The organism is Tissierella sp. (genome assembly GCF_032104385.1).
In the GTDB taxonomy this organism is placed as follows: domain Bacteria; phylum Bacillota; class Clostridia; order Tissierellales; family Tissierellaceae; genus Tissierella.
In genome coordinates this window covers 136859-147208 of sequence record NZ_DAMCHJ010000001.1, presented here as the reverse complement: position 1 = coordinate 147208, position 10350 = coordinate 136859, and the positions used below count along the sequence as shown (strand labels likewise).

Below are 10350 nucleotides of genomic sequence, written 5' to 3'. Positions count from 1 at the left end.
TAGAAAATTATGAAGTAGTTGATATGGGAGATAAAGATAAACTGTTTGCATTAAAGGCAGGTCAACTAGATGGTTTCTCCTGTTGTGACCCTTATGCTTCTCAAGCAGAGTTTGAAGGAATTGGTAAAATCATGGCAACAGGATGGGGGGCTCATGTTTCAGAGGACCATGAAGAAGGTTGGGGAATGTGTTGTATTTATTGTATGAACAATGATTTTAAAGAAGAACATCCAGAATTAGCAAGGAGATTAGTATTAGCCCATGCACTGGCAATAAAATATTTATATGAGCATCCATATAATGCAGGCATGATGTTTGCAGAAGGGTTTGGAGTTCCGCCAGAAGTAGGTCTTAGAACGGTTTATATGAAAACTGTAGCAGAGGGCAGGACTATTACATGGCAATTTTCACAGGAAAATTTAGATAATTATATACAATATTATTATGATTTCAATATCCCAGAAGAAGAAATTCCAAATATAGATGATTATGAAAAGTTTATGTCTACTAACTTACTAGAAACATGTGGTATTGAGGATTTTAATACATTTATAGAAGAAAAGATCAATAAAGAATTTCCAATAGGCCTTTCTTATGAAGAATGGATGACTAAGGCAAAAACAATAGATGGTATTAAGGATTAATGTATTATATAAAAAATGGAGCTATTATATAAAATAGCTCCATTTTCTAATATATTAACAGCAATCTTCCATACCTTCACCAAATAAATCTTTAAATATAGTATCGTCAATGAGTCGAAATATGGCATATCCAAAATTACCATCTTTTGAACCAGAAACTATAACTTCCATAGGTGGAGTTTTATCTATGTCTTTAAATTCTATCTTTTGATTATCTAACGGAGCAGGTGTGCTTTCAGAAAATTTATAACTATCGCCGTAATCAATAACCACTAGCATTTCATTTTTTCTGCGAGAAACATTGTATATTACTAGCAAATCCTTTATTCCATCACCATTTAAATCTTCATACCCACATTTAATTACTTCATTATCAGGAAAATTTTCTTTAAAATGTAGTAGAAGTTCATTATCGTAATCTACTCCGAAGTCAATTAATTTTTGCCTATTATCCTCTATGTAGATAAATAAACCCAGCGAAAATATTATTAATGCTATTAATAAGACTTTGATTTTTTTCTTCATTTTTATTACCTCGTTTAATTAGTAAATTCAGCCAGTAAATCCTTTGCCTTAGGGATTATAGACTTTATAAAAAAGCAAACTATAATTAAAGAACATATATATTTAAGAGGCTGGGGGGCTATAAACATTAGCTTATTTGCATATTGGATTGAATTATCTACAGTATCAATATTAATCACAGGCTTAAAACCAGGCATAAGTAATTTATTTGTAAAGTAACCAACTAAAAGTGACGCAATAGATACAATTGATGCGTACATTATAGCAGCTCTTTTACCAATTACATTATATATACTTATTAACTCTGGGAAATTTGTAGCTGCACCTGCCATCAAGAAAGTGATAGAAGCACCAGGTGAGGCACCACTAGCAATTAAAGCAGCAATAAATGGTATATGACCTACTGCACAAACATACATTACTGTTGCAAGAATTGCTATATTCCATAATGATAACATACCAGGATTTCCTAAATATTTTTCAATAAATGAACTGGGAAATGCAGTAAGAATAAATCCACCAAACAACATTCCCATAATAATGTATTTACTTACTACAATGGCTAAATCGTTTATAACCCAACTCATTCCAGATTTAAGTTTATCAAGAATAGTTGTATTTTCTTCTTCTATTAAAGAGGTATTAAGGATTTCCGCCTCTATTCCTTCTTTTTTCAATTCCTTACCTCCAAAGGTATTGGCAATTATACCTATGACAAAAGGTAAGAAAAAACCAACAGCTATGTATATAATAGTAAGTTCTTTTCCTAATAAACCATAACTAAGTACAACGGCTATAGGATTGATAATAGGTGTGGAAGTCATAAAAGCTAGTACTGGTCCTAGATATGCTCCTGAATAATACATACTAAGCCCTAGGGGGATTGTCCCACAGCTACATATCGGTAAAAACATACCTGAGATAGTTACCTTTAGAATTGAGCTAAGTTTAGTATTTCCTAATGACTTATGAAATCTAGCTGGAGATATGGTGTCATGTAAAAGTCCTGCAATAATAAAGCTAAAAACTATCCAACTAGATGCACCATTGAGCATATTCATAGATGCTAATAAGATGCTCTTTAAAAAACTTAATAAAATCAATTATAAATCAACTCCTTTCATTTAATTCTTTTACTGCTAGTTCAATTTCTTTTTCAATAATATCTTTGGATATTCTTTGAATTTTCTTTTTTTCGTTAATAATTAAAGTCCCTCTAAATATTACGCCATATTTTTTTACATAATCCATATTTTTACCAGCATAATAAATTTTTACATCCACCTTGTCTTTATATTTAGCTGCAGCAGCCTCTACAGCACGGGTATGACCGTCACATCCAGTTCAGGTATTAATAAATTCAACTAAGACTTTCTTCAAAATATCACCTCCATAATAAATAAAAAAGTCCGTATAAACGGACCTCATAGTTCTAGAATGTAATTACTTGGTCAAGATCTACTGAACCAAGGGCACCATATAACACTGGGAAGCAACCGATAGTGGCACCTTGCACCAGATTATTTTCTATTTGTCTTTCAATTGCACATTGATCGCAAGCTAGAAGTATCATTCCAGTTTCCTCATGTAATTTTTGAAGTCTTTCGCCAATATCCGTATCTTTTAATAGCAAGAAGGTATTATCAAATACAAAGAACATACCTACAACTTCGGCTCCATGATTACCTGATTCTAACTGTGGAATTACCATATCTCTTAAAATAGCTCTAGAATTATCAGAACTAATAACATATGCAACTTTCACAAAAACGCCCCCTTATATTATTGAAATCCTTTAAATAATACCATAATTGTATAAAAAATGACAATTAAATTAATTTATAGCAGAAAGTATGCTTATTAAGAATATCTATTTAACAAGCTTAAGGAAAGGTGATATCTTAATAAAGTGATAGATTTATTAGAAAGGGCTGATATTTATGGAGCAATCTAATTATAGATATTATTCTAATGAGCAGTTAGAAATAGTTAGTATAGATAGCAAACTTTTAGATAAGGAAAAAAAAATAAGAAGATATTTGATGAATTATGTCATTGATAATAAAGAACCGTTTAAAATAAATAATTCTTTTATAATTATTGAAGATACAAGGATACCAAATGAAGAATTAAATAGTATATTAAATGGTTTGATTGAGAAAAACATAATAGTAGCAGACGAAGATGGAAACATTAATTTTATCTATCCGGTTTCAGCAATTCCTACAAATCATAGAGTAAAACTGCAAGACGGCAGAGAATTTACAGCCATGTGTGCCATAGATGCAATTGGTGCAGCATTTACCTTTAAACAAAACGTAGAGATAGTATCCACATGTAGTAATTGCGGTTCTGATATCAAGGTAATTGTTAAAGATGGGAAACTTCATAGCTACGAGCCTAGCAATTTACATATACTTCATGTAGATTTAAATAAAAATGCCAATTGGTCAGGAAGCTGCTGAAATATTATGAATTTCTTCTGTAGGGAGAAAGAGTATAATTTATGGGTTGATAATATGGGATTAAATAGAGCAGAAATATTTTGCTTAAATGCAGAAGAAGCTATTAGAGTTTCAAAAATGTTATTTAGTGTGACAGATATATAGGTATATACCTCTTAGTTTTTGTCAATGATAATGATAAGAATTAGGGGGTGTTTTTATGATGAATTTTAGGAAAAAGGAAAAAGACTATTCAAGAGAAGAAATGCTAGCAAATTTGAGACTAGCTCATAAAGAATGGAAAGATAAAGAAAACTACTTTGAAAGTGTTACAGACCCAGATTTAATAGATTATGCTATATATGATATGGAAGCGTCTAAACTCAAATATATATATTTATTAAAGCAGATGAAGGAATGGGACATGAGTTCTGCACTCCAGGAAGAATCTAAAGATGAAGATATTTCTATTAGTGGCTAGTACAAAAATATGTAATATTTCCTTAAATTCCTCTATAATTATAGTATAATAAGAATTAGGGGGGAAGAAAATGGGATTAAGTACAATTTTTTATTATATTATGGGATTGTTTTTATTATATATTGTAGGAATTATACTTGTATGGCCAATTAAGAAAATAATCAAATTAATATGGAATGGAGTTTTAGGAGGAATAACATTATTACTTTTTAATTTCATAGGAAAGTATTTTGGATTAAGCATAGTGATTAATCCGCTAAATGCTATTATAGTAGGATTCCTAGGGGTTCCGGGAGTAATATTATTATTAATACTTCAAGTAATGATATAACAGATATACATGGTTAATATTTGCCCAAATAATCAGAATATGATATGCTATTAAAGTATACTAGAAAAAGAATAGGGGGTATATTACATGACAGCTATAAAAATGCAGATACAGAAGAGGACAGATTCTGGAAAAAACCTAGTAAAGAAAATGAGAAAAAATAATGTTATACCTGCAGTTGTATATAGCAGGGGTGGAGAAACTGTTAGTGTTTCAGTAGACTCATCAGAATTTTTAAGAGTATATAAATCAGCAGGAAGTGCATCTCTATTGGGATTGGAATTAGAAGGTACAACAATACCAGCTATTATAAAAGAAATACAAAGAGATCCTGTAAAAAATCAAATACTTCATGTTGATTTCCAAAAATTAAACATGGACGAAAAGGTAAAAATGACTGTTCCAATTGTATTGCTTAATAGGGACAATATAAAACTTCAACCTTCAATTTTAACTCAAATACTAGATCAAATTGAAATTGAATGTTTACCTTCTGATATTCCAAATGGTGCAGAAGTTGACGTAGCAGACATGGATTTTACAACACCAATTATGGTGAAAGATTTAAGTTTGGCTGATGATAATAAAATTACAATATTAAGGGATCTTGACGATGTAGTTTGTACATTAGGTCAGCCATCCATAAATAAAGAAGATGAAGATGACGATGGTGATATACCAGAGGCAACGGAAGCAGCACCAGATGTAATTGAATCTGAAGAATAATATAGTGACCCATAAGGAGTTTTCTTTATGGGTTTTTTATTTTAAATACTTACCTCTTGCCAAGCACGAAATAAATTAATCTGAATAAAATATAGTATTAAGGCAATAATTCTAATGGGAAACTAATGTAAGGGGTTGAGTTTATGTATTGTAAAATATGTGGCAGTGATAATGTAATGATAAGTTTATTTAGCCAATGCATTTGCAAAAAATGCATAGATGAAATTACAGGCATATCTGTATTTGATGAAACCTATGATTTATATAAAAATCTGATTAGAATTTTGTTAGGATATTACATATCAGAAAAGCATCAACTAAACCCTGTAAATTAATACAGGGTTTTTTAAATTTATGGTTTATATATTGATAAAAGTGATATATAATAAGTAAGAAAAACTTCTAAAGATGTACTAGAGGTAGTTTTTCTTGAAACTCATTGAAGGAAATTTCTAAAATGAAAAAGAGAAAAGTAGAAATTTCCTATTCGTTATAAGAAAATTTATTTTTATTAGGAGGATGATGTTTGGGAATGAAAACTCCCGTATTTGATGCATTAAAGAGATTGATGGAAGAAGACAGTGTATTTTTTCATATGCCTGGGCATAAAGGTAAAAATACGTTGATTAATTGGGGGGATTATATACCCTATATAGACACAACAGAGACAGAAGGAATGGATAACTTGCTGGATCCAAGGAGCATTATAGGGGAAAGTCAAGAGTTAGCATCTAAGGTCTTTGGTGCAAAACATACACAATATGCAGTAAATGGTTCAACTGGAAGCATATATATAGCATTGGCTACAATAACTAAACCTGGAGATAAGATATTAGTTCAAAGAAACTGCCATAAAGCAGTATATAATGCCATGATATTAAATAGACTAAATCCAGTATATATGTATCCAAATTATAATGAAGAATACAATGTAATGACTGGTTTAGCCCCAGAGGAGATAGATAATATTTTATCTGAAGATGAAGAGATTAAATCAGTAGTTATAACATATCCAAACTATTATGGAGTATGCTCAGATTTAGAAACCATAGCAGATATAGTTCACAAGCATAATAGAATATTAATGGTTGATGAAGCTCATGGACCTCATATGACGTTTTCAGAAAGACTTCCTAAACCAGCTTTGGCCTGTGGTGCAGATATAGTAATTCACAGCACACATAAGACTCTGGCAAGTTTTACCCAAACGTCAATGATTCATGTAGGAACTGATAGAGTGGATTTAAATAAACTTAGGGATAGATTTCAATTGTATACCACTACTTCCCCGTCATATTTGTTCACTGCATCAAATGAAATAGCAACAGCTTATATGGATACAGAAGAAGCAAGGAAAAAATTAGATTGGAATATAGATAAATGCGAAGAAACAATAAAAAGACTTAATGCTATAGATAGAGTATTTGTATTTACTGGTGACGAAAATGATAAGACAATATTTGCTAAGGACAATACAAAAATTCTATTTAGAATAGATGGTATGAGAGGTTCTCAAGTAAAGAAACAATTATATTCTAAATACAATATAAGATTAGAAATGACCGATTATTACTATGCCCTAGCTCTTACATCCTTTATGAATGAAGAAGAGGACTATGAGAGATTAATAGCAGCAGTAGAAGATTTGGCAAAGACTGCTCCCTGTGAGGAGATAACACCAGTTAGTATTAAGCTGCCAGCTCCGCAATTTATAATGCCTATATATGAAGCATATCATAGCAGTAAAAAACAAGTAGAATTAAAATATAGTATAGGGAAAGTATCTGCAACTTCCATTATTCCATATCCGCCAGGGGTGCCATTAGTAGTGCCAGGTGAGGAAATAACTCAAGAATTATATGAGCAAATTACTTTCTTAATGGAAAACGGTATAGAAATAGTAGGTTTAATGGGCTATAATAAAGATAGACTAGTTGTAGTGGAATAAGAAAGGAAGATATTTGGTGAGAGGACTTTTTATAGCTTTAGAAGGACCAGATGGCTCAGGTAAATCAACAATAATAAAATTAATAGGGAATTATTTAAAAGATAAGGGCATAGAATTTGTAATAACTAGAGAACCAGGAGGTACTTTAATAGGAGAAGAAATCCGCCATATTATTCTAGATAAGAAAAATATTAATATGGGAGCTGAAACAGAAGCCTTACTCTATGCAGCATCTAGAGGACAACATATTCATGAAAAGATACTACCTTCTTTAGAAGCAGGGAAGATTGTACTATGTGATAGATTTGTTCTATCAAGTTTAGCTTATCAAGGGGTAGGAAGGAATTTAGGGATTGAAGAAGTAAAGAGTATAAATGATTTTGCAATAAAAGGAGTGTATCCTGATTTAATCCTTTTTTTCCATGTTGACCCAGAAATTACTCTAGAGAGAAAAACTCAGAATGGTGGGGACAGGCTAGAAGAAGAAGGCAATGATTTTCATAGAACAGTTTATGAAGGTTATATGGAACTTTTGAAAAGATACCCAAAGAATATAAAGATTATAGATGCCACTAAATCAATAGAAGAGGTTCTTAGGGAAAGTATTAAAGAAGTTGAAAACTTACTAACTAACAAAAGGGAGTGAAGAGATGAAACTTGTAATATGTATAGTTCAGGATCAAGATGCAGGAGCTTTAATTGATGATTTGACAGAAAAAGAATTTAGAGTTACTAAATTATCATCAACAGGAGGATTTTTGAAATCGGGAAATACTACGCTTTTAATAGGAATAGATGAGGAAGAGTTGCCTTCTGCAATAAATATAATAGAGGAAAACTGCAAGACTAGGGAACTTACAACATCTCTCCTTACAGTTACAATGCCGGGAGATACCTATATACCATTCCCCTTAGAAGTAAAGGTTGGAGGAGCAACAGTATTTATACTTGATGTAGAGAAATATATTAAAATATAAGGAGTGAGTTCTTTGAAACTTATTATTGCTATAATTCAAGATGAATATATTACAAAAGTTATAAGAACTTTAATGGAAAATAAAATAAGAACTACAAAACTATCCTCAACAGGTGGTTTTCTAAAATCAGGCAATACTACACTTTTCATAGGGGTAGAAGATAATAAAGTAGATGAAGTAGTAGAATTAATAAAAAAAGAATGTTCTAGTAAGAAAGTAAAATCTGGAAATGATGAGATAACAGTTGGAGGTGCCAACCTATTTATAATGGATATAGATAATTATATAAAGATATAGAGTTGGGGGATATTATGGATTTTAAACAAATAATTGGACATGAAAAGCAAATAGAGGCTTTAAAAAACTCCATAAGAAATGAAAGTATCAGCCATTGTTATTTATTTGAAGGAGAAAAAGGCTTAGGTAAGAAAAAATTGGCTCTAGCCTTTTCTAAAACCCTTCTTTGCAAAGAGGGACAAGCTGAGCCATGTAATATATGTAATCAATGTATAAAGTTTGATACTTACAATCATCCGGATTTTAAACTTTTATCCCCTGAAAAAGGTATTATAAAAAAAGAGGAAATTGAAAAGTTAATTAGATCAATGGCAACAGCACCATTTGAAGGTAGAAGAAAGGTATTTGTTATTGATGATTGTGATATGATGAGATCAGAAAGTCATAATGCCTTATTAAAAACCCTGGAGGAACCTCCAGAATATGTAAATATTATTTTGATAACATCTAGCAGTAGTAAATTACTTCCTACAATATTATCCAGATGTCAAATAATTAAATTTTATCCATTGTCTATTCCTAAGATAATAGAATTATTGATAAAGGATCATGGAGTTGATGAATATAAAGCTAAGTTTATTGCAAGTTTTACAAAAGGATCTGTAGAAAGCTCTATTGAATTAGCTAAGTCCAAGGATTTCTTCGATAAAAGAGAGGAAATTATAAGGATAATAGATAGTTTAATAAAAGGTGAAAAGACAAAAGCCCTTAGCTCTATCAACTTTTTTAATGAAAATAAGGAAAATATTGATGAAATATTAGATATTATTATCTATTGGTTTAGGGACTTAATTATTTATAAAGAATTAGGGACTATATCCTTATTGATAAATGAAGACAAACTCCATATGTTATCTGAGGAATCCTTTATGGATTTAAATAAAATTAATGATATAATATATAGAGTAGAGGATACTAAAACAAATATTAAAAGAAATGTGAATTTTAGTTTATCTATAGAAACTATGCTTCTAAGTATATAGGAGGAATTATATTTATGGTAACAGTAGTAGGAGTGAGGTTTAAAAAAGCAGGTAAAATCTATTATTTTGACCCTGATGATATAGATGTTAAATTTAATGATTTTGTAGTAGTAGAAACGGCTAGAGGAGTAGAATTTGGTCATGTAGTAGTAGGACCAAAGGAAATTCAAGAGAGTGAAATAGTAGCTCCATTAAAAAAAGTTATCAGAGTAGCACTAGATGAAGATTTTGACATCCATAGAGAAAATAAGAGAAAGGCAAATGAAGCCATCGCCATATGCCAGCAAAAAGTGGGAGAACATGGGCTATCTATGAAATTAGTGGATGTAGAATATACCTTTGATAATAATAAAGTAATATTTTATTTTACGGCTGATGGCCGAGTGGATTTTAGAGAATTAGTAAAGGATTTAGCTGCCATATTCAAGACTAGAATAGAACTTAGACAAATAGGAGTACGAGATGAGGCAAAGATGGTAGGCGGTATAGGACCATGTGGTAAAGTAGTATGCTGTGGACAGTTTTTAGGGGAATTTGAACCTGTATCTATAAAAATGGCTAAAGAGCAATCTTTATCTTTAAATCCAACTAAAATATCAGGACTTTGCGGAAGACTTATGTGTTGTTTAAAATATGAGCATGAAGTATATGAGGAGTTATTGGTGAAAATGCCTCAAATTGGTGCTATAGTTATTACTCCCGAAGGAAGGGGAACAGTTGTAGAAACCTTTACATTACTTGAAAAGGTTAAGGTGAAGGTAAGACTGAAAGATAATACAGATGATTTATTATATTTCCAGATACAAGATATTGAAGATACTGGACAAATAGATGCTGCATATGAAAAAGTAATAGAATCAGCTAATGAAATAATAGGGGAAGTAGAAATAGATATTAAGTCTTTGGAAGATTAATAAAAATTAAATAAATTTAAAATCTCTTTTAATATTCATTGAAATCTGTTAAAATTAAATCGTATTAACATAGAAGCATA

The 10350-nt window shown here is 30.8% G+C and carries 16 protein-coding genes; 12 read left to right on the top strand and 4 right to left on the bottom strand.

Going from position 1 to position 10350, the window contains the following annotated elements; all coding sequences use genetic code 11:
* Positions 1-644, top strand: a 644-nt coding sequence (gene saoX, locus RT714_RS00645; protein WP_313755691.1) for an ABC transporter substrate-binding subunit SaoX, incomplete at its 5' end; no start/stop codon positions are given.
* A gap of 54 nt (positions 645-698) precedes the next feature.
* On the opposite strand, the gene saoC is transcribed toward saoX, so the two are convergent.
* From saoC to saoD, 4 genes are read right to left on the bottom strand one after another with little or no spacing between them, the layout of a single operon-like run.
* Positions 699-1169 carry a Cys-Cys-COOH (seleno)protein SaoC gene (gene saoC / locus RT714_RS00640; protein ID WP_313755690.1) on the bottom strand — a complete coding sequence of 157 codons (471 nt, stop codon included), beginning with the start codon at positions 1167-1169 and terminating at the stop codon, positions 699-701.
* 14 nt (positions 1170-1183) lie between these two features.
* Positions 1184-2272, bottom strand: a complete 1089-nt coding sequence (gene saoE / locus RT714_RS00635; RefSeq protein WP_313755689.1) for an efflux transporter SaoE — start codon at positions 2270-2272, stop codon at positions 1184-1186.
* 7 nt (positions 2273-2279) lie between these two features.
* Complete coding sequence (gene saoT / locus RT714_RS00630) at positions 2280-2549, bottom strand: thioredoxin-like (seleno)protein SaoT (protein ID WP_313755688.1); 270 nt, start codon at positions 2547-2549, stop codon at positions 2280-2282.
* A gap of 52 nt (positions 2550-2601) precedes the next feature.
* A complete protein-coding gene (gene saoD / locus RT714_RS00625; RefSeq protein ID WP_313755687.1) occupies positions 2602-2934 on the bottom strand; it encodes a DsrE-related protein SaoD in 333 nt (110 codons plus the stop codon).
* Positions 2935-3109: 175 nt separating this feature from the next.
* On the opposite strand from saoD, the gene saoL reads away from it, so the two are divergent.
* From saoL to RT714_RS00570, 11 genes are all read left to right on the top strand, one after another.
* Positions 3110-3778, top strand: a complete 669-nt coding sequence (saoL, locus tag RT714_RS00620; RefSeq protein WP_313755686.1) for a MerB-like organometallic lyase SaoL — start codon at positions 3110-3112, stop codon at positions 3776-3778.
* Positions 3779-3833: 55 nt separating this feature from the next.
* The gene (locus RT714_RS00615) at positions 3834-4094 is read left to right on the top strand and encodes a DUF2508 family protein (RefSeq protein ID WP_313755685.1); all 261 of its coding nucleotides are present in this window, start codon (positions 3834-3836) and stop codon (positions 4092-4094) included.
* Positions 4095-4164: 70 nt separating this feature from the next.
* Positions 4165-4425, top strand: coding sequence for a pro-sigmaK processing inhibitor BofA family protein (locus RT714_RS00610; protein ID WP_313755684.1), 261 nt, complete (start codon positions 4165-4167; stop codon positions 4423-4425).
* Positions 4426-4512: 87 nt separating this feature from the next.
* A complete protein-coding gene (locus tag RT714_RS00605; protein ID WP_313755683.1) occupies positions 4513-5151 on the top strand; it encodes a 50S ribosomal protein L25 in 639 nt (212 codons plus the stop codon).
* A 143-nt stretch (positions 5152-5294) separates the two neighbouring features.
* A complete protein-coding gene (locus RT714_RS00600; protein ID WP_072974864.1) occupies positions 5295-5486 on the top strand; it encodes a sigma factor G inhibitor Gin in 192 nt (63 codons plus the stop codon).
* 197 nt (positions 5487-5683) lie between these two features.
* Entirely contained in the window at positions 5684-7099 is a 1416-nt protein-coding gene (locus RT714_RS00595) for an aminotransferase class I/II-fold pyridoxal phosphate-dependent enzyme (RefSeq protein WP_313755932.1), read from the top strand.
* Between the two features lie 16 nt (positions 7100-7115).
* The gene (gene tmk, locus RT714_RS00590) at positions 7116-7745 is read left to right on the top strand and encodes a dTMP kinase (RefSeq protein WP_313755682.1); all 630 of its coding nucleotides are present in this window, start codon (positions 7116-7118) and stop codon (positions 7743-7745) included.
* A 4-nt stretch (positions 7746-7749) separates the two neighbouring features.
* The gene (locus RT714_RS00585) at positions 7750-8076 is read left to right on the top strand and encodes a cyclic-di-AMP receptor (protein WP_313755681.1); all 327 of its coding nucleotides are present in this window, start codon (positions 7750-7752) and stop codon (positions 8074-8076) included.
* A gap of 3 nt (positions 8077-8079) precedes the next feature.
* Complete coding sequence (locus RT714_RS00580; RefSeq protein WP_399325486.1) at positions 8080-8373, top strand: cyclic-di-AMP receptor; 294 nt, start codon at positions 8080-8082, stop codon at positions 8371-8373.
* A gap of 14 nt (positions 8374-8387) precedes the next feature.
* Complete coding sequence (gene holB / locus RT714_RS00575) at positions 8388-9356, top strand: DNA polymerase III subunit delta' (RefSeq protein WP_313755679.1); 969 nt, start codon at positions 8388-8390, stop codon at positions 9354-9356.
* Positions 9357-9370: 14 nt separating this feature from the next.
* Positions 9371-10270: a stage 0 sporulation family protein gene (locus RT714_RS00570; RefSeq protein WP_313755678.1), complete on the top strand. Its 900-nt coding sequence runs from the start codon at positions 9371-9373 to the stop codon at positions 10268-10270.
* Positions 10271-10350 lie beyond the last annotated feature (80 nt).